This window comes from Roseateles sp. PN1 (assembly GCF_038419725.1).
Taxonomy (GTDB): domain Bacteria; phylum Pseudomonadota; class Gammaproteobacteria; order Burkholderiales; family Burkholderiaceae_C; genus Paucibacter_A.
The window spans coordinates 309,728-330,573 of sequence record NZ_JBCARA010000001.1; the positions used below are offsets into that span (position 1 = coordinate 309,728).

Sequence of the window (20,846 nt, forward strand, 5' to 3'; positions counted from 1 at the left end):
CTGACATCGCGCCAGGCTAGCCCCAGCGGCCCACCGGCATGGCCGTCGGGCTCTTGAGGATCAGACTCTGCCAACGCCAGCGCAGCAGGGCCAGGCTGAGCAGCACGGCGGCCGCGGCCATCAGCCACAAGCTCAGCCCCAGCCATTGCAGCCCGGCCATGGCTCCTGCCAACACCACCACGCCGAAGAAAACCAGCACGGCCGGGCCTTGACCCGGTGAGGGCAGGCTGGACCAGTCCCGGAGCAGCATGGTGCCCGCTGGCAGGCAGGCCAGCAGCAGATGCAGGCCGGAGAAGCGCATGGCGACCAGGGCCTCGGGCCCACCCGCCACCAGCAGCAAGGCGCCAAGCGCGATCAGCCACTGCGCCAGAAACTGGATGGCAGTGCGGCGCGCCATCAGCGTGTTCAGCGCGCGGCCGCGCGGCATGCCCGGCAGCAGCATCAGCAAGGCTTGCTCGCGGCGCGTGCGGTAGAGGTTGGCGGCCAGGCCGAACAAAGGGTTCATGGCCATGCTGACGATGCCGATCTGCAGGCCCAGATTGCTACCTTGGCGTGCATGTTGCCAATTGATCGGTTCAAGCCAGATCAGCATCGCCAGCAGGCTCAAGACTGCAACACCGGCGACCATGCTGAGCGCGCCCAGCATGGCCATCCAATGCACATTGCCCAGGGTCACCAACTCGACGCGGGCGATAGCGCTGCTCGCTGTGAGGCGCGCCTGGCGCAGCAAATGGCGGGTCCACAGCGGCACCGGCCAAGTGAACAAGCCCCACAACCAGAACCCCGCGGGGCCGAAGTGTTTGGGGGTGTACTTGGCACCCGTCATTTGTTCGCGGAACGTCTGGCGCGCCTGTTCGCGGCGCCGATAGTTGGCGGCGTGGCGGCTGCCGCCTGCTTGCAGCAAACGGCTGGCGCACCAGGGCAGCACCAAGCCCGCCGCCAGCGCCAGAGTGGCCGGCTGAACGGTGTACCAAGCCAGCAAGGCCTGCAGGGGTGCTCGTACCAGGGGGCTTTGTTGCCGCTCGACCAGCACCATAAAGCCCAGCCACACCAGCACACTCATCTGCCACCAGCGCACACAAGCGGCAATCACCAGCATCAACAAGCCCGCACCCAGGCCCCAGGCCAGCGCATGGCCCTGGCTCAGGCCCATCAGCAGGGCGATGGCGGCTGAAAGCGTCAGCTGGCTGACCGCCAAGGTGGCGCGCAAGCTTGGCAATTGCAGCGGCAGCAGACGGGCGTGGTGTGGGTGGTTCTGCCGGCACAGATTGGCAAACAGTGCGGTCCATAGCCCCAGTAGGCCGGCGCTGGCCAGGGCGGCTGCGGTTTGCAGGGCCGCACTCCAACTGGCCGTCAAGCCAATGGCCAGCAGCAGCAGGGTCGACAAGCCGACCACCAGTGGCACAAAGTAGCGCGAGCGGCCATTGCGGTGCTGCTGCCAGGCGGCGAGCAGTACCGGGCGATAGTGCAGGGCGTGGGCCTGGTGAATGGAGGTGGCCATTTTCAAGTCAACTCCATGAACAGGTCTTCCAGGTTGACGGCTTGCAGGCGCTCGTCCAGCGCGGCGGTGGCGGCAGCAGCGTCAGCGGGCAGGCGAATCAGGCGGCGCTCTTGGCCGCCGTCCAGCGCATGGCTGCGCAGCACTTGGGCGCCGCAAGCCTGCGTCAGTGCCTGCACCTCGGCTGCTGAACCCTGCACGCTGCGCACTTGCTCGATTAACTCGTCCAGCGGCGCTTGCACCGCAATGCGGCCAGCTTGCAAAAACGCCAGGTTGAAGGCGACCCGCTCCAGATCCGAGAGGATGTGGGTGCTGAACACCACGGTGGTGCCGCGGTCCAACACCTGGTCCACCAGCTCGCGCAGAAAGTCGCGCCGGCCGGCGGGGTCAAGGCTTGCCACCGGTTCGTCCAGCACCAGCAGGTCGGGCTCATGCGCCAAGGCGCGGATGATGCTCAGGCGCTGCTGTTGGCCGCCGGAGAGCTTGGCGATGGGTTTGTCGCGGGCAATGTCCCAGCGTGACATCAGCCCTTCCACCTTGGCCTCGTTCCAGCGCGGGTAGAAGCTCTTGAAGTAACTCAGCAGCTGGGCGGGGGTGAAGCCCTCGAACAAATCGCTTTGCTGCGGCACATAGCCGATGCGGGCGCGGGTGGCGTCGTCGATCTCGGCAGCCGCCTGGCCGAACAGGCGCACCTGGCCGGCTTGCGGTTCGCGCAGACCCAGCAGGGCTTCCAGCAGCGTGGTCTTGCCCGCGCCGTTGCGGCCCAGCAAGCCCACCACCTGGCCGGGCAGCAGCTGCCAGCTCAAGCCCCGCAGCACCGGCGCTTGGCCCGGGTAGTTGAGTTCAAGCTGATCCAAGGTGGCCGTGGGCTGCGGCAAAGTGGCGGTGCTCATTCCGGGTCTCCCTCTTTGAGAATTTGTTCAAACAGATGCAGGGCCTGGGCAGGCTTGAGTTCGAGCTCGCGCGTCTGCGCGGCAGCGCGCTCCAGGCTGGGGCGCAGCAGGTCGATGCGGGAGGCGGTGGGTTGGGCCTTGCTGTGCTGAGGAGCGATGCGCATGGCCAGGCCGCGGCGGCGTTCCAGCAAGCCTTCGGCCTCCAGCAAGCTATAGGCCTTGGAAATGGTCATGGGGTGCACGGCCAGCACCTGGGCCAGTTCGCGCACCGAAGGAATCTCCTGGCCGGCGCTCAAGCTGCCGCTGGCCACGCGCCGGCGCAGCTGCTCCATCAGCTGGCGGTAGATCGGCTCGGTGGAGCCGGTGTTGATGCGAAAGAAGAACGCGTCGCTATTCAAAGTGATCCCCTTGGTGTATTGGTATCGTAGTACACCTATTCGCTAGGGGTCAACAAGTTCTCGGTGTGTGGGAGGGTGGCCAGTCCTTGTGTGCACGTGGTGGGCCCAGCCGTGCAGGTGGGACGAGGACGATTTCGGCCCGGCTTCCGCCATGTGATGATTCGGCCCATGACACGTTTGAACTCCCCCCACTTTTCTTTGCCGCCCGTGGCGGTGCTGGCCATGTTGCTGGCCTGCATCGTGGCGCCACTGCTGGCCTACAACCTGACGCCTTCGGCCACCTTGTTCAACCAGTTGGCGGCTTTGGCGGCTTGGGGTGGTGTGCTGGCGCTGCTGGCTGCCGTCCAGCCGCAGCTGCGCATGACGGCGGCGCTGGGCGCCATGCTTTTGCTGCTGCTGGCGCCGCTGGTCTCGCATTTTTGGGCGGGCCTGCCGCTGTCGCTGGCACTGTCGAATACGGCCTTGATTGGCGCGGCGACCTTGCTGTTGCTCGCCGCCCAGGGCTTGCATGCCGAGGCGCGTTCGGCCTGGTTCGAGGTGTTTTGCTGGGGCTTATTGCTCGCCGGCCTGCTGAGCGTGGTCGTTAGCGTGGTGCAGGTGTTCGCGCCGCAGTGGGCGGACGGCAGCGTGATCGCACGCAGCGGCGTGCCGGGCCGGGCGGTGGGCAATATGCGGCAGCCCAATCATCTGGCCAGCTTGCTGATGTGGTCCTGCGTGGCGGCGGTCTACCTGGCGGAGTCGGGGCGGCCTTGGTCCTTGCGCTCGGTCTGGGCATTGCCGGCGCTGCTGTTCGCCTTGGTCTTCGCGGTGATGCTGAGCGGCTCGCGCACCGGCGTGATCGGCGTGCTCATTCTGGCGGTGTGGGGCTTGCTGGACCGGCGCCTGAGCCGTGCCACCAAGTTCTCACTGTTGGCCACGCCCGTCATGCTGGGCCTTTGCGCTTGGTTGCTGGCGATCTGGTCGGCCAACAGTGGTCACGCGGTGGGGGTGGAGTCGCGCCTGGCCGAGGGCGCGGGCTCGCCCTCGCGGCTGGCGATTCTGGCCAATAGCTGGGCCTTGCTCAAGCAGAGCCCCTGGACGGGCGTGGGCTGGGGTGAGTTCAATCTGGCCTGGACCATGAGCGAATTCCCGCAGCGCCCGGTGGCCTTCTTCGACCATTGCCACAACCTGCCGATGCAGCTGGCGGTGGAGCTGGGCCTGCCTTGGAGCTTGAGCATTCTGGCCCTGCTCAGCTGGTCCTTGTGGCGTGCTTTCCGGCTCAGCATGCAAGAAGCGGATGCGGGGCAGGCCGTGGTGCGCCGCAGCGCTTTCATGCTGGTGCTGATGATCGGCCTGCACAGCTTGTTGGAATACCCGCTTTGGTATGCCTACTTCCTTCTGCCCACTGCTTTTGCCTTCGGGCTGGCGCTGGGTGCGCCGCAGCGTGAGGCGGCGTTTGTGCCGGCCAAGGCCGCGCTAGCGCCGGCTCTGCGCGTGGCCGGCCTGGCCCTGATGGTGGGCGTGGTGTTTGCGGTGTGGGACTATCACCGCGTGGTGGTGATTTACGCGCCCGGTGAGAATGCCGGCCCTCTGGCGACGCGCATTGCCGCCGGGCAGCATTCGGTGTTCTTTGCCACGCAAGCCGACTACGCGGCGGCCACCAGCTTGGAGCCGTCGCCGCAGACGCTGGCGGCGGCGCAGCGCAGCGCGCATCAGCTCATCGACGCGCGCCTGATGATGGCATGGGCCAAGTCGCTGCACCGTGTGGGTGACGATGAAAAAGCCCGTTATGTCGTGGCGCGCCTGCGTGAATTTCACAATGCCAGTGCGGCAAGCTTCCTCAGCGAATGCGACGAAACCGATTTGGGCGCCTTCAAGTTCTTCCAGTGCGAGCCGCCTAAGCAGATGTTCGAGTGGCGCGAGCTGCGCTAAGGCTCAAGCCGCGGACCAGTCGCCGCTCTTGCCGCCCTTTTTCTCCAGCACGCGGATGGCGCCCATCACCATGCCGCGGTCCACGGCCTTACACATGTCGTAAATCGTCAGCAGGCCGATTTGCACGGCGGTCAGGGCTTCCATCTCAACGCCGGTCTGGCCCAGGGTTTCGACCTGGGCCATGCAACTGACGCGGTTAGTTGCGGCGTCGATCTCGAAGTCCACCGTCACCCGCGTTAGGGGCAGGGGGTGGCAGAGCGGAATCAAGTCGGACGTGCGCTTGGCGGCCTGAATGGCGGCGATGCGGGCGATGCCCAGCACATCGCCTTTTTTGGCGGTGCCGCCGCTGATCATGGCCAGCGTGGCAGGCAGCATTTCGATGTGGCCGGCGGCGCGCGCCACGCGATGGGTGACGGCTTTGGCCGCCACGTCGACCATATGGGCTTGGCCCTGGGCGTCAAAATGGGTCAGATGTGCGCTGGTCATGGTGCGAGTCTTCAAAGTGCAGCAACAATTGAGTTGCATGTGGGGACGATACTGGCCTCATCATAGTGAGTGTGCTCATGGCGGCGCCCTTGGAGATTCTTTCTTGTTGAAGCAAACACCTCGCCTTTTTTCGCGCCGCGGCAGCGCGCCGCGCAGCGTCTTGCCGCGCAAATTGGCGCTGAGCGTGCTGGCAGCCTTGTTGCTCGTCGGTGGGCCGCGGCCCGGCGTGGCGCAAGTGAATCTGCCGACCCTGGGCGATTCGGTTTCGGCCGATTTGGATGTGGGCGCCGAGCGGCGTTTCGGCGACCAAATCATGCGCCAGATCCGCCCCGACCCCGACCTGCTGGACGACCCCATCTTGCTGGAGTATGTGCAGGGCGTTTGGGCACCGCTGGTGGCGGCCGGGATTCGGCTGGGCAATATCGGTGACGAAACCAAGGATCACTTCGCCTGGGAAATCTTTCTGGTCCGCGACAAAAGCGTCAACGCTTTTGCACTGCCGGGCGGTTTTGTGGGCGTGCACCTGGGCTTGATCGCGATGACGGTGTCGCGCGATGAGTTGGCTTCCGTGTTGGGCCACGAGTTGTCGCACGTGACGCAGCGGCATATCGCCCGCCGCATCGTCGGTGACTCGCGCAATAGCTTGCTGGCCACGGCGGCGATGGTGGCCGGCCTGATCATCGCGGCGCGCAGCGGCAGCGTGGACGGCGCCAACGCGGCCATCGTCGGCAGCCAGGCGGCAGCCGCAGCGGCCTCGCTGGCCTTCTCGCGCGATATGGAGCGCGAGGCCGATCGGGTGGGCTTCCAGGTGATGACGCAGGCGGGCTATGCACCGGCCGGCATGTTCAGCATGTTCGAGCGCATGGAGCAAACCTATCATCTGATGGATGCGGGCAACTACCCCTATCTGCGCTCTCACCCGCTGACCAGCGAGCGCATCGGGGACGCCCGCACTCGCATGGGCACCGACGCCTTTGTGCGTCCGCAAGGCATGGCCGAACATGCTTTGATGGCGGCGCGGGCCAAGGTCTTGATGGATCCGCGTGCGGAAGCCTGGGCCGCGCTGCAAAACCTCGACGCCGGCGTGCGCGACACTAGCAGCAAGGACGGTGGCAAGGGCTACGAGCAACTCGGCGCACGCTATGCCAGTGCCCTGGCTTCCATCAAGATGCGTGATTTCACGCGCGCCGAGAACGCCCTGCGCAGTGCTGAGCTGACCCTGCAGCTGCTGGGCACTGACGAGCGCGCTAGTCGTGATCTGCGCTATCTGCGCGCCGAGTTGGCCGCTGCCAAGGGCCAGGCGGGCGATGGTTTTGCGGCGCTGGCTGGGCTGGCGGGTGAGCGCTCCCGGCCCATGCTGATGCAGCGCGCCCAGCTGGCCATGGTGGACAGCAGCGGCACCGCCTCGGCCCGTCAGGCGGCCGATGATTTGCAAACTTATGTGAGCCTCAATCCGCATGACCCCGGCGCTTGGGCGCAGCTGGCCCAGCTGTGGGAGCGCTTGAACCAGCCCTTGCGCGCGCTGCGGGCGCAAGGCGAGGTGCGCGCGGCCATGGGGGATTTGAATGGGGCGATTGACCGCCTGCGCTCAGGTCTGCGGCAGTCGCGCGGCCGTGATGCCGATCAAATCGAGGCGGCGGTGATCGACTCGCGTTTGCGTGCGCTCACCTACGAGCGCCGCCAATTGCTGGCCGAGATGTACCCGCGTGGCGTTCCGCCTGGCGCTGAACTGCCTTAACTGCCTTAATTGCGGCTTAGTCCAGCGAAGGGAATAGCCGCTCCATCACCACATCGATCAACATGCCACACAGGCTGTAGATCAGTGAACCGATCAGCGCGGCGGTGAAGTTGGCCACCACAAAGCCATTGAGCAAGTAAGCGGCGGCCCAGAACATCAGCGCGTTGATGACGAACAGGAACAGGCCCATGCTGATCACCGTCACCGGCAGGGTCAGCAGCACCAGAATGGGTCGCAGCAAGGTGTTGAGCAAGCCCAGCACCAGCGCGGCGATCAGCGCCGAGGTGAAGCTGGTGACCATCACGCCCGAATAGAGGTGGGCCACCAAGAGCAGGGCTCCGGCCAGCAAAAGCCAGCGTATCAGTATCTTCATAGGCCTCCAGCCTGTTTGTTGGGTGCGCATGGCGCAGGTGGCCTAGCGCGCAATGCAGGGTACGTATTGCATGGTCCGTATTGCATGGCGCAGTCAGCGCCGTGTTGCTAAGCGTACTTCATCTGCCGCCTTGATTCAGGCATCAGGCCCTGACTTGTGGCAAGCGTCACGCAGCGTGCTGGCGCGATGCCCTCACGCGGGGCCAGGTCTTGCGCGGGCTCAGGCATAATCCGCTTTTCCGAAAGGGGAGTAGCTACGCGGCATGGGCCCAATCCATGTCGTGGCGGTGGTCCGTCAACACGGCGTCTGTGAAGATGCCCGGGCGCCGCAGCTGGTGAGTGGATGGCAGGCGCCGTCCACGCCCTGTCCCGCAAGACCTTTCGACCTTGGCCTTTTGAGTGCCTTCAGTCAGACTCTGCCTGAAGCACTCTGATGGCATGTCTGGTCGTTTTGTTTTTGCAGGAGATTCTTGATGGATACAGTCGCGCCGCTCTGGCTTTGGTACTTTTTCGTGGGCTCGGTCATCGTGGCCCTGTTTGTGGACTTTGTCGTGCTGCGCAAGCAGGGCGCACATGAAGTCTCGGTCAAGGAGGCCATCAACTGGTCTTTGGTATGGGTGGGGCTGAGCCTGGCCTTCAACGGCCTGTTCTGGTGGGCCGTCAAAGACAGCACGGGTGATGTGGCGCTGGCCAATACCAAGGCGCTGGAATTCCTGACCGGTTACCTGATTGAGAAGTCACTCGCGGTCGACAATATTTTTGTCTTCCTGATGATCTTCACCTACTTCTCGGTGCCTGCGGCGTACCAGAAGCGGGTGCTGATGTACGGCATCATCGGCGCCATCATTCTGCGTACCGTGATGATTCTGGTGGGCAGCTGGCTGATCGAAGAGTTCCACTGGGTTCTGTACATCTTCGGTGCCTTCTTGCTGCTGACGGGTATCAAGATGTGGTGGGCGTCGGGCAAAGAGCCTGATCTGGAATCCAACCCGGCTCTCAAGCTGCTGCGCAAGACCATGCCGGTGAGCAAGAACTTCGACGGTGAGAAGTTCCTGACGATGGAGAACGGCAAGCGCGTGGCCACGCCGCTGCTGCTGGTGATTGCCTTGGTGGGCATGACCGACGTGATCTTCGCGGTGGATTCGATCCCGGCCATCTTCGCCATCACCAAGGACCCCTTCATCGTGCTGACCTCGAACATCTTCGCGATCCTGGGTCTGCGTGCCATGTACTTCCTGCTGGCGGCGATGGCTTCCAAGTTCCATTTGCTGAGCTACGGCCTGGCGGTGGTGTTGGCCTTCATCGGCACCAAGATGATGTTGATCGACATCTACAAGATCCCGGTCTTGGTGTCCCTGGGTGTGGTGGTTGTGGTTCTGGCCATCACCATGGTCTGGAGCTTGAAGACCGCCCCGAAGATCGCCACCGACAAGTCCTGATCGGGGTAAGCGGGGCAGCAGCGCCATCGCGCTGTTGCCGCTGGCGCCCCGCCCAGCAACTCATCGCTAAAAACCCATCCGCACACCGCGGGTGGGTTTTTTTTCGTCCCTGCGTCCCAGTGCTTTGCTGCCAAGAGCTACAGCCCGACTGAATACCAAGCGCCCTCAGTTTATGTAATGAGAATCGTTCTTGTTTGTGTTAAGATTTGTTTATTGATGACCTTGGCAGCGCGCTGCCCCTTCTGCTCGTGAAACCCCTTCTCGCCTTGCCTGACACCACGCCGCTTGCGGCTTGCGATCTTGTGCCGACGCAGGCCACGGGTGAGCGGCGTCGCGCGGCCGCTCAAGCGCCGGCGGTGTCGCCCCGCGCCAAGGTGCAGCCCTTGCATCTGACGCCCCGTCATGACGGGCTGGATCCGGTGGCGCGCCGCAGCCTGGCCATCGTCGTCGTCCTCTTGCACGGTCTGGCCGGCTGGGCGCTGCTGCAGGTGCAGGGGGTGCGCGAGGCGGTCGTGGAAGCCGCGCCCATCATGGTCAGCTTGTTGGCGCCGGTGCGGCCGAATGAGCCGGTCAAGCCCCAGCCGGCGCCGCCGCAGCTAAAACCCCAGCCTAGCCAGCCGGTCGCCCGCCCCACCAATTTGCTGGCGGCAGCATCTCAGTTGTCGCAGCCGACCGACTTTGTCGCCGCCCGTGCTGAGCCGATTGAGGCCTTGCCAGTGCCGGCCAGCAGCAGCGTGCCGACGACCTTGTCGACCCCGCCTGCGCCAGCAGCCACCACCGTCGAGCCGCCGGCAGCGAAGAAGATCGCCCCCAATGCCTTGCGCTATCTGACCGAACCGCGGGTGAACGTGCCTCTGCTGTCGCGCCGCTTGGGCGAAAGCGGCATGGTGCATCTGCGCATCGTGGTCGATGCCAAGGGCAATCTCAAAGAAGCCAGCGTGAAGAAGTCTTCGGGCTTTGAGCGCCTGGACAAACAAGCCTTGGAAGACATCCGCAGCGCCCGTTTTGTCGCGCATATGGAAAACGGCCAAGCGCTGCAGGTGGAAAGCATCGCCGTGCTGTCCTACGAGCTGGAGCGCTGAGATCCTCCGCTCCGCTCTCATCATCAAATAAATCGACTCTGACCCCAATAAAGAAGATATGGAACCTACTTCCACGGTTGGCTTTGGCCACTTCATTGCGCAGTCCGACTTTGTCGGCAAGTTCTTGTTCGGCGTGCTGGTGCTGATGTCGGTGGCGTCTTGGGTGCTGATCGCATCCAAAGGCCTAACGCAGTATTTGCGCGGCAAGCGCAGCAGCGTGTTTTTGGACTTTTTCTGGAACGCCGGCTCGCTCGATGCGGTCCAGGCCGAACTCAGCGCACATGGCGCGCGTGACCCCTTCGCGCATCTGAGCGCCCAGGCCTTGCATGCCCAGGCTCACCATGCCCGCCACGGCGCGGCGCGCCTGGCCGAGGCAGGCAGCAGCAATGACTTCATCACCCGCACGATCAAGAAAGTGTTGGACGAAGAGACGACGCGCTTGGAATCCGGCCTGACCACCCTGGCCACCATCGGCGCGACTGCACCGTTCGTGGGTCTGTTCGGCACCGTCTGGGGTGTGTATCACGCGCTGGTGGCCATCGGCATGAGCGGCTCGGGCACGCTGGACAAAGTGGCCGGCCCGGTGGGTGAGGCCTTGATCATGACCGGCGTCGGCCTGGCCGTGGCGATTCCTGCCGTGATGGCTTACAACGCGTTCAGCCGCAGCAACCGCGTGCTCGGCGGCCGCCTCGATGCCTTTGCCTACGAGTTGCACAGCTTTTTGACCCTGGGCGAAGCGCCCGGTGCCAGCGCTGCGGCGCAAGCCCCGAGCGCCGCACCGGCCGCTGCACCGGTGCGCAATCTGCGCGCCGCTTCCAATAGCGCAGCGGTCTGAGGCCATGGCTTTCGCGTCTTTTGACAATAAGCGCTCGGCCGGCCCGGTGGCCGAGATCAATATGGTGCCGCTGATCGATGTGATGCTGGTGCTGCTGGTGATCTTCATCGTCACCGCCCCGCTCTTGAGTCACTCGGTCAAGCTGGACCTGCCCAAGGTCAGCAGCACGCTCAATCAGGCCGTGCCCGACAAGGTCGAGCTGGCCATCGATGCCACGGGTCAGCGCTTCTGGAACGGCGAGGCGCTGAACCGCGCCGAGGCCGCCGCGCGCTTTGCTGCCGAAGGTCTCAAGCCCCAGCAGCCCGAAGTGCATTTGCGCGCCGACCAAGCCGTGCCCTATCGCTATGTGGCCGAGACCCTGGCCGATGCCAGCAAGGCCGGCCTCAGCAAGGTCGGCTTCGTCAGCGAGCCCGAGCGGCCCTGAGGCGCGCTGCCGCCGTCTTCCTTTCATCTTCGCCAGCCTTCAGCCAGCCCTGTCTTCGAACCCAAGTCCGCCCTCTTGAACGGGTGGCTTCAGGCATCGCCATGCCTGCACTCTTCTCCTGGAGTACCAAGAATATGCAACCCCGCAATCGCCGCCTAGCTACTTCCGCCTTGCTGCCCTTGGGCGCTTTGGCCGCCGGTTTTGGCCTGGCCACTGCCGCTTTGGCGCAGGCCGCGCCCGCCACTGAGCCGGTCGAAAGCTCGCTGCCCATCGTGCGCGGCAAAGCCAGCGCCGAGCGCTCGGGCAAAGAGTCCTATCAAGCGGTGGACACCCGCATCGGCAAGGGCAAGCAAGAGTTGCGCGACATCCCCCAGTCCGTCACCGTGGTGACCGAGAAGCTGATGGATGACCGCAATTTGGACACCATGAAGGAGGCGCTGAAGAACACCGCCGGCATCAGCTTCATGGCCGCCGAGGGCGGTGAAGAAGACATCCGCCTGCGCGGCTTCTCCCTGCAAGCCACGGGTGACATCTTCTCTGACGGCATGCGCGACCCTGCTTTCTACGAGCGCGACACCTTCAACTACGACCGTCTGGAAGTGCTGCGTGGTTCGGCTTCCATGTTGTTCGGTCGTGGCTCCACGGGCGGCGCCGTCAACCAGGTCAGCAAGCAGCCTCTGCTGATGACTCAGGGCGAGGTGGCTGCCACCTTGGGCTCGGGCGACTATCTGCGCCTGACGGCCGACGCCAATCTGCGCACGGGTGAAGAGTCGGCCCTGCGCGTCAATGCCATGGTGACCGACGCCAAGAACTTCGGTAACAAGATTGACAAAAAGGGTGTGGCGGCAGCCTACCGCTTTGGTATTGGCAATGTGGATGAGGTGCTGATCAGCGCCTACTACCTCGACAATAACAACGGCATCAATTACGGCCTGCCCTGGATTGCCAAGTCCAAGACCGACTCGACCCGGGTGATGTTGCCCATCGATGCGCGCAACTATTACGGGGCCGCCAGCGACTACAACGCCGGCTCCGTCACCCAAGGCACCTTGAGCCACACGCATCGCTTCAGCAGCAGCAATGAAATCAAGACCACCCTGCGCTTGGCGAGCTATGACCGCGACCAACGCGCCAGCGCCATTCGCTTCACCACCGCGGTGACGGCCGATACGCTGAATGACAAGACCGTGCTGACGCGTTCCGGCGGCGGCGTGCATGCCAAGATCATGGACATGAACACGGCTTATCTGCAGAGCGACTACAGCGGCAAGCACCAGTGGTTCGGCTTCACGCACAACGTTCAGGCCGGCGTGGATCTGGCGCATGAGACTTTCAACAACTACGGCATTTCGCCCCTGAGCCCGGTCATGCTCAAGCCCAGCACCACCATCGGCACGCCCAACGATGGCGCTGCGGTGGACGAGTCGCGCCGCATCACCCGCCTGACCAGCGATTTCGACGCCAAGGCGGTCGGCGTCTACGCCCAAGACCTGCTGCAACTGAACCCGCATTGGAAGCTGCTGGGCGGCTTGCGTTGGGACCGCTTCGACGGCACTTACGGTCAGCCCGAGTTGCGCAACGCGGCAGGAACGATCACGCAGGCGCAAGCAACTCGCGCCCGTGTTGATTCGCTGTGGAGCAAGCGCGCCGGCGTGCTGTATCAGCCCAGCGCCACGCAGTCTTATCACCTGTCGTACAGCACCTCCTTCAACACCTCGGGTGACACTTATCGTTTCGATGCGCTGGGCAGCAATACCCCGCCCGAAGGCAGCCGCAATACCGAGTTGGGCGCCAAGCTGGACTTCTTTGACGGCCGCATGAGCACGCGCGTGGCCTTGTTCTATACAGACAAGTACAACGAGCGCAACCGTGACGAACTGACGGTTAATGCAACCAACTATGTCTTGTCTGGCGCACGTCATGCGGCGGGTCTGGAACTGGATATCTCCGGCCGCATCACGCCGCAATGGGAGGTCTACGGCTCCTACGCCTACATCCCCGACGCCAAGGTGGACAAGGGCTCGGCCGTTAACGGGACCAGCCTGCAAGGCGAGGCCGTGGGTTCGCGCCCTGGCCTGACACCTCGCCACAGCGGCACGATTTGGACGACTTACAAGCTGAATGATGCTTGGCGCATTGGTGGTGGTTTGAATGCCCGCAGCAGCGACAGCCCGCAACTCGCGCCGACCATTGTTGCGCCGCGCTTTGTGACGGCAGACTTGATGGCCGAGTACACCCAGGGCAATCTGTCCTTCAAGTTCAACGCCACCAATATCACCGACGAGCTGTATGCCGACGTGCTCTACCGCGGTCACTATGTGCCGGGCAAGCCGCGCACCTTCCAGGTGACCATGGCGCACAAGTTCTGATGAACCTGCTGCGTTAAGGGGTTCAAGGCCGCGGCGTCTAAGCTGCGGCCTTGAACTTGCTGATGTAAAAAAGACTAGCCCACGCCATGTTGATTCGAATCCCCCAAGTGCTGAGCCCGCAAGCCCTGGCGCAAGTGCAGGCAGCTTTGGCTGACGCCGAGTGGCAGGATGGCCGCTTGACGGCCGGCCCGCAGGCCTCACAGGTCAAGAACAACGAGCAGCTCGCGCCGCTGGCTGAGCTCTCTCGCCAGCTGCAAGGGCTGGTGCTGGGCGCGCTGGAGCGCAACACCACCTTCTTCTCGGCAGCCCTGCCCAAGCGGGTGCTGCCGCCCATGTTCAACCGCTACAGCGGCGCGGCGAATACCTACGGCAATCATGTCGATCAGGCGATTCGCTACACGCCGGGCAGCGGTCAGCGGGTGCGTACCGATCTCTCTTGCACCTTGTTCCTGGCCGAGCCGGCCGACTACGAGGGCGGTGAGCTGGTGATTGCCGACACTTACGGCGAGCAGCGCGTCAAGCTGGCGGCGGGCGATATGGTTTTGTATCCCGGCACCAGCGTGCACCGGGTCGAGCCGGTCACGCGCGGCGCGCGCCTGGCCAGCTTCTTCTGGATCGAAAGCATGGTGCGCAGCGATGAGCAGCGCCGCTTGCTGTTCGAGATGGACCAAGCCTTGATGCGCTTGCGCGCCGAGCAGGGCGAGTGTGAGGCGGCGGTCGCCCTGACCGGCACCTATCACAACCTCTTGCGCATGTGGGCGGACACATGAGTGGCGAGGCGCCCATGAGCTTGAGCGCGCTGCAACCCATTCCGCCCGGCGTCGCCAATCTGGCGGATTTCGAAGCCCATGCGCAAGCGGCGATGAACGCCGAGGCCTGGGCCTATCTGAATGGCGGTGCGGCCGACGAGATCACCTTGCGCGCCAATCGCAGCGCCTGGGATGCCATCCAGTTGCAGCCACGCGTGCTGCGCGATTTGAGCGGTGGCCATTCCCGCGTGAACTTGCTGGGCACCGAACTGGCCCATCCTGTTTTGCTGGCGCCGATTGCTTATCAACGCCTGGCCCATGCCGATGGCGAGCTGGCCTCGGCCTATGCGGCCGCGGCGCAAGGCGCGGGCATGGTGCTGAGCGCGCAGGCCTCGGTGGCGATGGAGGCGGTGGCGCAGGCTTTCGCGACCGAGCCGCAAGGCGGGCCGCTGTGGTTTCAGCTGTATTGGCGCGATGACCGCGGCTTCATGCTGGAACTCTTGCAGCGGGTTGAGCGAGCCGGCTTTACCGCTTTGGTGCTGACGGTGGATGCGCCGGTGCATGGCGCCCGCGACCGCGAGCGCCGGGCCGGCTTCAAATTGCCCGCGGATGTGCGCGCCGTCAATTTGGGTGGCCTCAAAAAGCCGCTGGACTTGCAGCCCGGGCAGAGCGCCTTGTTTGACGGCCTGATGCCGCGTGCCGCCACCTGGGCCGAGGTCGACTGGCTGCGCGCCAACAGCCGCCTGCCGCTGCTGCTCAAAGGCGTGACGCATGCCGACGATGCGCTTGAGGCTCGCAAGCGCGGCGCAAGTGGTGTGATCGTGTCCAACCACGGCGGCCGCACCCTGGACACCGTGCCCGCCAGCGCCGACTTGCTGCCGCGCCTGCGTGATGGCGTCGGCGCTGAGTTCTGTGTCTTGGTCGATGGCGGCATCCGCCGCGGCACCGATGTGCTGAAGGCCATGGCCCTCGGTGCTAACGCGGTCTTGCTGGGGCGGCCCTATGTGCATGCTTTGGCGGCAGCGGGCGCGCATGGCGTGGCCCATGCGCTGCGACTTTTGCGCGATGAACTCGAGATTGCGATGGCCTTGAGCGGCTGCAAAACCTTGGCCGAGGCCGGCCCACATTTGCTGTGGTCAGCGCGGAAATAGCCTGCGGGCAGCCATTGAGTGATGCGGGTGCGCGACACCCAGGGTAAACAAGGGTCATTTCCGTGTGCGATTGAGCCGCGCTCTCCTATGAAAGCCTTCTCAATGCAGGAGGCGCGCAGTACCATTGCCCTCGCTAGGTGCTAGAGAGAATTGAAGGCTTATGCGGTCTTCACCCGGACCCGGCACATCAACAACACTTTGATGGAGAGAATTGAAATGGCAACTGCGAAGAAGGCCGCGCCCGCAAAGAAGGCGGCAGCGGCAACCAAGGCCCCTGCGGCTAAAAAAGTGGCCGTGAAGGCTGCTGCACCGGCAAAGAAAGCAGCCCCCGCTAAGAAGGCTGCTCCCGCTGCTAAGAAGGCTCCTGCTGCGAAGAAGGCTGCTGCTCCTGCGAAGAAGCGCACCCCCAACGCTGCCTTCATGAAGGCCTTGACCCCCAGCGCCGCTTTGGCCGCCATCGTCGGCGCAGCTCCGCTGCCACGCACCGATGTGACCAAGAAGGTGTGGGAGTACATCAAGAAGCACAAGCTGCAGGACGAAGTGCAAAAGCGCATCATCGTTGCCGACGCCGCCCTGAAGGAAATCTTCGGCAAGGCCAAGGCCGATATGTTCGAGATGACCAAGCTGATCAACAGCCACCTGAAGTAATGCGTCATGGCGCCGCCGGGCTTCATGCTCAGCGGCGGCTTGCAAGAAGGCCCGGGTTGACCGGGCCTTTTTCTTTGTCTGTTGAGTTTGAATGTCGGGTGGCTGGCGCCAGCGACTCAGCCGAACCTAGGCTGTCTGTAAAGCCAGGCTGGCTTGCAGTTGCGCCGCGAAGCGCGGCACGGCAATTGGCTTGATCCAGTAATTGCCAAAACCGGCCGCCAGCGCGGCGTCGACTTGGCGCCGGTCGTCGTCGGCCGACAGCGCGGCGCAGCGCAAGCCCGCCAAGCATGGATCGGCCTGCAAGCGGGCAAACAAGTCCATGCCATTGGTGTCGGGCAGGTTCATATCGATCAGCAGCAAGTCCGGGCGCAAGCCCTCGTGCAGCAAGGCCATGGCCTCTGCGCCGGTCTCGGCGCAGATCAATTCCCAGCCGGGCAGGCGTCGAAACACTTCTTCCATCAAGACGATGTTGATGCGGTCGTCTTCGACGTAGAGCACTTGGGCGGCTGAATCCTGCTGCATGGCTGAGTGTGCGATGGGCGGTTGGACGGGACGGCGCAGAGCGTAGCAGTGAAATTGCTGGCGCCAACGCTGTTTAAGCTGCAAAACCTAGAAATTTGCGATTCATCAAAATGTGAATTTCGTCACATTTGTGCGATTAAAAACTCAAGAGCGTGAAATTGCGCACCTCCCGGGCATTCACCTGTTGTATCTGGACGTAAATCGACAGGGTGCATTCTTTACACTAGCGATATGGCCGATGGCGGCGCTTCGGCGGCGTTTTTTGCCACTATCGAACACCAAATGGCAGTAGTTTTGCCGATCAATTTCAGCATTTTTGCCGATTGAGATAACCAGGAATCATCATGTCTTTGCTCGCTACTCTCGCACTTGCGGCCTCCGGCGCGGCGTCTGGCGCCGTGCTGCCGCATTGTTCGTGGGACAAGCCGGGCGTGAACCCCTTCATGGGTGATGTGGTGGCCGCAGTCGACCGCTACACCGATATTCCTGCGCCGACCCGAGCCAAGTTGAAGGAGCGCATGAAGAAGCGCGACTACGACGAGTTGGTCAGCATTCAGCGCGACGGCATCAAGGGCAATGCCCAGTACGGCAGCGAAATTCGAGACATGCACTTCGGTGCCAACAATGTTTGCAAGACGGTCAGCCGCGCCAAGTGGTCGGCCAAGCTCGAAGAGCGCGGCCTGGTTTACTGCGAAGACGGCCAGTGCATCTTGGTGCCCACCGTGTGCCGCAACGTCAGCCGTATTGATCGCATGCCGACCAAGGCCGCAGCGCCCGGTGGCGCCAACTCGGCGACCGGCGACTCGCAAGCACCGCTGGAACTGGAACCAACATCGGCCGGTCCTTTGGCAGCGCCGGGCTCCTTCGCAGCCGGTGCGGGTGGCGGTTCGGATGTCGCGCCTCTGGTGCCAGGGTCGACCTTTACTTCCGCTGCACCAGCAACGACGCCGCTGGCCTTCGGCCCGGGTGGTGGTGCGAATCCGATCGCGCCTCCCGGCGTGCCTTCCTTGCCGCCAGCACCGCCGCCGGTCGTGCCTGAGCCGGGCACTTGGGCTCTGCTCTTGGCTGGCTTGGCCGCACTGGGCTTCATCGCCCGCCGCCGCCAGCACTGATCTCAGATCCGGCGGGCCAGCGTTCGCCGTGATCCTGCCGAACTGAAAACGGGGCCTTGCGGCCCCGTTTGTCATTCAGCGCAGCAATTGCTTCAAGTAGCGCCCGGTGTGGCTGGCCTCGCAGGCCGCCAGCTGTTCTGGCGTGCCGGCCAGCAAGAGCTGACCCCCGCCCGAGCCGCCCTCGGGGCCCATATCGATCAACCAATCGGCCGTCTTGATGACGTCGAGGTTGTGTTCGATGACGACGATGGTGTTGCCCGCATCGCGCAGCTGATGCAGCACCTTGAGCAGCAGGGCGATGTCGGCGAAGTGCAGGCCGGTGGTGGGCTCGTCCAGGATGTAGAGCGTGCGGCCGGTGTCGCGCTTGCTCAGCTCAAGCGCCAGCTTGACGCGCTGCGCCTCGCCGCCCGACAGCGTAGTGGCGCTCTGCCCCAGCTTCACATAACCCAGGCCCACATCCAGCAAGGTCTGCAGCTTGCGCGCTAGCGTCGGCACGGCATTGAAGAACTGGTGGGCGTCCTCAATGGTCATGCCCAGCACCTGGGTGATGTTCTTGCCCTTGTAGAGCACCTCCAGCGTCTCGCGGTTGTAGCGCGCGCCGTGGCAGGTGTCGCAAGGCACGTAGACATCGGGCAGGAAGTGCATCTCCACCTTCAGCACGCCGTCGCCCTGGCAGGCCTCGCAGCGGCCGCCGGCCACGTTGAAGCTGAAGCGGCCGGGGCCATAACCGCGTTCGCGCGCGGTATTCATCTCGGCGAACAATTCGCGGATGGGGGTGAACAGGCCGGTGTAGGTGGCGGGGTTGGAGCGCGGCGTGCGACCAATGGGCGACTGGTCCACATTGATGACCTTGTCGAAGGCGTCCAGGCCTTCGATCTCGTCATGCGGCGCCGGGTCGGCGTGGCTTTGGTAGAGCTTCTTGGCCACGGCGGTGTAGAGCGTGTCGTTGACCAAGGTGCTCTTGCCCGAGCCGGACACGCCGGTCACGCAGGTCAGCAGGCCGACGGGAATCTCCACCGTCACGCCCTTCAAATTATTGCCGCGCGCATTGACGATCTTGAGCGAATGCGGCTCCTTCATGTCAGCGAGCTTGTGGCGCTCCTTGGGTACCTCGATGCAGGCCGTGCCAGACAGATAGCGCCCGGTCAGCGAGGCCGGGTTGTTCGCCACCTCGTCGGGCGTGCCCTGCGCAATGATGTGGCCGCCGTGCACACCGGCGCCTGGCCCCAGGTCCAGCACATAGTCGGCGGCGCGGATGGCGTCTTCGTCATGCTCCACCACGATCACGGTGTTGCCGAGGTCGCGCAGGCGGCGCAGGGTGGCGATCAGGCGATCGTTATCGCGTTGATGCAGGCCGATGGACGGTTCGTCCAGCACATACATCACGCCGGTCAGGCCCGAGCCGATCTGCGAGGCCAGGCGGATGCGCTGGGCTTCGCCGCCCGAGAGCGTGTCGGCGCTGCGGTCCAGGCTCAGATAGTTCAGCCCCACATCGTTGAGGAAGCGCAGGCGCGAGGTGATTTCGCGCACCACCTTGTCGCCGATCTCGGCCTTGGAGCCCTTGAGCTTGAGGCCTTCGAAGTAGTGCAGGCAATCGCGCAAGGTGGAATGCTCCACCTCGTAAATGGGCCGGCCTTTGCTGCCTTCGGGGGCGTCCACCGCTTGCAGCACCACATTGCGGGCTTCGCGGCGCAGGCGCGAGCCTTCGCAATGCGGGCAGGGTTTGGCGGCCATATAACGCGCCAAGTCCTCGCGCACGGCGCTGGAATCGGTTTCTTTGAAACGGCGCTGCAGATTGGGCAAGATGCCTTCAAACGGGTGGCTGCGTTTGACCGCGCGCTTGCGGGTCGCGCCGCTGGATTCGGCCTGGTAGACAAAGGCGATCTCTTCGCTGCCCGAGCCGTGCAGCAAGGCGTGGCGGGCTTGTTCGGGCAGCTGCTCGAAGGGCAGTTCGATGTCGAACTGGTAATGCGCGGCCACCGCCTCCAGCATCGAGAAGGTGTAGGCATTGCGCCGGTCCCAGCCCTTGACCGCGCCGCTGCCCAGGCTGAGGGAGGGGAAAGCCACCACGCGCTCGGGGTCGAACAGCGTCATCTGGCCTAGGCCTTCACAGGACGGGCAGGCGCCCACCGGTGAATTGAAGGAGAACAGGCGCGGCTCCAACTCCGACAGCGAATAGCTGCAGATCGGGCAGGCAAACTTGCTGGAGAAGATTTGCTCCACGCCGGTGTCCATATTCAGGACCAGGGCGCGGCCTTCGGCTAAGCGCAGCGCGGCCTCAAAGCTTTCGGCCAGGCGTTGGCGCAGATCATGGGCGCTGGCATCACCCTCGGGCCCGGCCGTGCGAATCTTGACGCGGTCCACCACCACGTCGATGTCATGCTTCTCGGCTTTTTTGAGCGCGGGGAAGTCGGGCGCATCCACCGTCACGCCGTCAACCCGGAAGCGCACATAGCCCTGGGCCTGCAACTGTTCAAACAGGTCGATGAACTCGCCCTTGCGGTCGCGCACCACGGGTGCCAGCAACATCAGCTTGGCGCCTTCGGGCATGGCCAGCACGGCGTCCACCATCTGGGCGATGCTTTGGGCCTCCAGCGGCAGGTGGTGGTCGGGGCAGAACGGTGTGCCGGCGCGGGCGTAGAGCAGGCGCAGGTAATCGTGGATTTCGGTCACCGTGCCGACGGTGGAGCGCGGGTTGTGGCTGGTGGCTTTTTGTTCGATGGAGATGGCGGGCGAGAGGCCCTCAATCACATCCACATCGGGCTTGTCCATCAGCTGCAGAAACTGCCGGGCATAGGCCGACAGGCTTTCGACATAACGGCGCTGGCCCTCGGCATACAAGGTGTCAAAGGCAAGACTGGACTTGCCCGAGCCGCTCAGCCCGGTGATGACGACCAGCTTGTTGCGCGGCAGGTCGACATCAATGTTCTTCAGATTGTGGGTTCGCGCACCCCGCACGCGGATCATCGGCACATCCGCAAGAGGAGAGGCCGGGCGGGTTTCGATGTCGGACATGATGGTGGGGAGCTACTGCAGGCCAAGGAAAAACAACTGAGCATCATAGGCCGCTTGCCTTCTGAATGTCTGTTTGCAGCACCGCAAGTACTGGAAAAGAGGGCATATCGGCGCTCATCTGCCCGGCGGGGCTATCTTGCCGTGTCAATTCAAGCCTAGGATCGGGCCGAGGCGGGATTAAAGTCGTTCGCAAGAGCGCCGATG

General features: G+C 64.0%; 18 protein-coding genes. 11 read left to right on the forward strand and 7 right to left on the reverse strand.

What is annotated here, in order from left to right:
• Positions 1-16: 16 nt before the first annotated feature.
• From AABB87_RS01185 to AABB87_RS01195, 3 genes are read right to left on the reverse strand one after another with little or no spacing between them, the layout of a single operon-like run.
• Positions 17-1,501, reverse strand: coding sequence for a hypothetical protein (locus tag AABB87_RS01185; protein ID WP_341969283.1), 1,485 nt, complete (start codon positions 1,499-1,501; stop codon positions 17-19).
• A 2-nt stretch (positions 1,502-1,503) separates the two neighbouring features.
• Complete coding sequence (locus AABB87_RS01190; protein WP_341969284.1) at positions 1,504-2,391, reverse strand: ABC transporter ATP-binding protein; 888 nt, start codon at positions 2,389-2,391, stop codon at positions 1,504-1,506.
• Positions 2,388-2,789 (reverse strand): GntR family transcriptional regulator, encoded by a 402-nt coding sequence (locus AABB87_RS01195; RefSeq protein WP_341969285.1) that lies wholly within the window; start codon positions 2,787-2,789, stop codon positions 2,388-2,390. Before AABB87_RS01195 ends, AABB87_RS01190 begins: the two co-directional genes overlap by 4 nt.
• Before the next feature lie 168 nt (positions 2,790-2,957).
• On the opposite strand from AABB87_RS01195, the gene AABB87_RS01200 reads away from it, so the two are divergent.
• The gene (locus AABB87_RS01200) at positions 2,958-4,700 is read left to right on the forward strand and encodes a PglL family O-oligosaccharyltransferase (RefSeq protein WP_341969286.1); all 1,743 of its coding nucleotides are present in this window, start codon (positions 2,958-2,960) and stop codon (positions 4,698-4,700) included.
• Between the two features lie 3 nt (positions 4,701-4,703).
• Here the strand turns inward: AABB87_RS01200 and moaC are convergent, their stop codons facing one another.
• Positions 4,704-5,186 carry a cyclic pyranopterin monophosphate synthase MoaC gene (gene moaC / locus AABB87_RS01205; RefSeq protein WP_341969287.1) on the reverse strand — a complete coding sequence of 161 codons (483 nt, stop codon included), beginning with the start codon at positions 5,184-5,186 and terminating at the stop codon, positions 4,704-4,706.
• 103 nt (positions 5,187-5,289) lie between these two features.
• Between moaC and AABB87_RS01210 the strand changes: the two genes are divergently transcribed.
• On the forward strand, positions 5,290-6,924 hold the full coding sequence (locus AABB87_RS01210) for a M48 family metalloprotease (RefSeq protein WP_341969288.1): 1,635 nt from the start codon (positions 5,290-5,292) through the stop codon (positions 6,922-6,924).
• Positions 6,925-6,940: 16 nt separating this feature from the next.
• On the opposite strand, the gene AABB87_RS01215 is transcribed toward AABB87_RS01210, so the two are convergent.
• Positions 6,941-7,297 carry a phage holin family protein gene (locus tag AABB87_RS01215; protein ID WP_058721180.1) on the reverse strand — a complete coding sequence of 119 codons (357 nt, stop codon included), beginning with the start codon at positions 7,295-7,297 and terminating at the stop codon, positions 6,941-6,943.
• Positions 7,298-7,769: 472 nt separating this feature from the next.
• Here AABB87_RS01215 and AABB87_RS01220 point away from each other — a divergent pair, with 472 nt between their 5' ends.
• The 8 genes from AABB87_RS01220 (at position 7,770) to AABB87_RS01255 (ending at position 15,993) form a co-directional block, all read left to right on the forward strand.
• Positions 7,770-8,735: a TerC family protein gene (locus AABB87_RS01220; protein ID WP_341969290.1), complete on the forward strand. Its 966-nt coding sequence runs from the start codon at positions 7,770-7,772 to the stop codon at positions 8,733-8,735.
• Positions 8,736-8,983: 248 nt separating this feature from the next.
• Positions 8,984-9,817 (forward strand): energy transducer TonB, encoded by an 834-nt coding sequence (locus AABB87_RS01225; RefSeq protein WP_341969291.1) that lies wholly within the window; start codon positions 8,984-8,986, stop codon positions 9,815-9,817.
• A gap of 58 nt (positions 9,818-9,875) precedes the next feature.
• Positions 9,876-10,652 (forward strand): MotA/TolQ/ExbB proton channel family protein, encoded by a 777-nt coding sequence (locus AABB87_RS01230; RefSeq protein WP_341969293.1) that lies wholly within the window; start codon positions 9,876-9,878, stop codon positions 10,650-10,652.
• Positions 10,653-10,656: 4 nt separating this feature from the next.
• Positions 10,657-11,076: an ExbD/TolR family protein gene (locus AABB87_RS01235; protein ID WP_341969294.1), complete on the forward strand. Its 420-nt coding sequence runs from the start codon at positions 10,657-10,659 to the stop codon at positions 11,074-11,076.
• A gap of 134 nt (positions 11,077-11,210) precedes the next feature.
• Positions 11,211-13,445, forward strand: a complete 2,235-nt coding sequence (locus tag AABB87_RS01240; RefSeq protein ID WP_341969295.1) for a TonB-dependent receptor — start codon at positions 11,211-11,213, stop codon at positions 13,443-13,445.
• Positions 13,446-13,531: 86 nt separating this feature from the next.
• Complete coding sequence (locus tag AABB87_RS01245; protein WP_341969297.1) at positions 13,532-14,215, forward strand: Fe2+-dependent dioxygenase; 684 nt, start codon at positions 13,532-13,534, stop codon at positions 14,213-14,215.
• 14 nt (positions 14,216-14,229) lie between these two features.
• A complete protein-coding gene (locus tag AABB87_RS01250; protein WP_341969298.1) occupies positions 14,230-15,345 on the forward strand; it encodes an alpha-hydroxy acid oxidase in 1,116 nt (371 codons plus the stop codon).
• Positions 15,346-15,561: 216 nt separating this feature from the next.
• Positions 15,562-15,993: an SWIB/MDM2 domain-containing protein gene (locus AABB87_RS01255; RefSeq protein ID WP_058722418.1), complete on the forward strand. Its 432-nt coding sequence runs from the start codon at positions 15,562-15,564 to the stop codon at positions 15,991-15,993.
• Between the two features lie 126 nt (positions 15,994-16,119).
• On the opposite strand, the gene AABB87_RS01260 is transcribed toward AABB87_RS01255, so the two are convergent.
• A complete protein-coding gene (locus AABB87_RS01260) occupies positions 16,120-16,515 on the reverse strand; it encodes a response regulator (protein ID WP_341969299.1) in 396 nt (131 codons plus the stop codon).
• A gap of 344 nt (positions 16,516-16,859) precedes the next feature.
• On the opposite strand from AABB87_RS01260, the gene AABB87_RS01265 reads away from it, so the two are divergent.
• Positions 16,860-17,627, forward strand: a complete 768-nt coding sequence (locus tag AABB87_RS01265) for an MHFG family PEP-CTERM protein (protein WP_341969300.1) — start codon at positions 16,860-16,862, stop codon at positions 17,625-17,627.
• 75 nt (positions 17,628-17,702) lie between these two features.
• Here the strand turns inward: AABB87_RS01265 and uvrA are convergent, their stop codons facing one another.
• Positions 17,703-20,642 carry an excinuclease ABC subunit UvrA gene (uvrA, locus tag AABB87_RS01270; protein ID WP_058721171.1) on the reverse strand — a complete coding sequence of 980 codons (2,940 nt, stop codon included), beginning with the start codon at positions 20,640-20,642 and terminating at the stop codon, positions 17,703-17,705.
• Between the last annotated feature and the right edge of the window lie 204 nt (positions 20,643-20,846).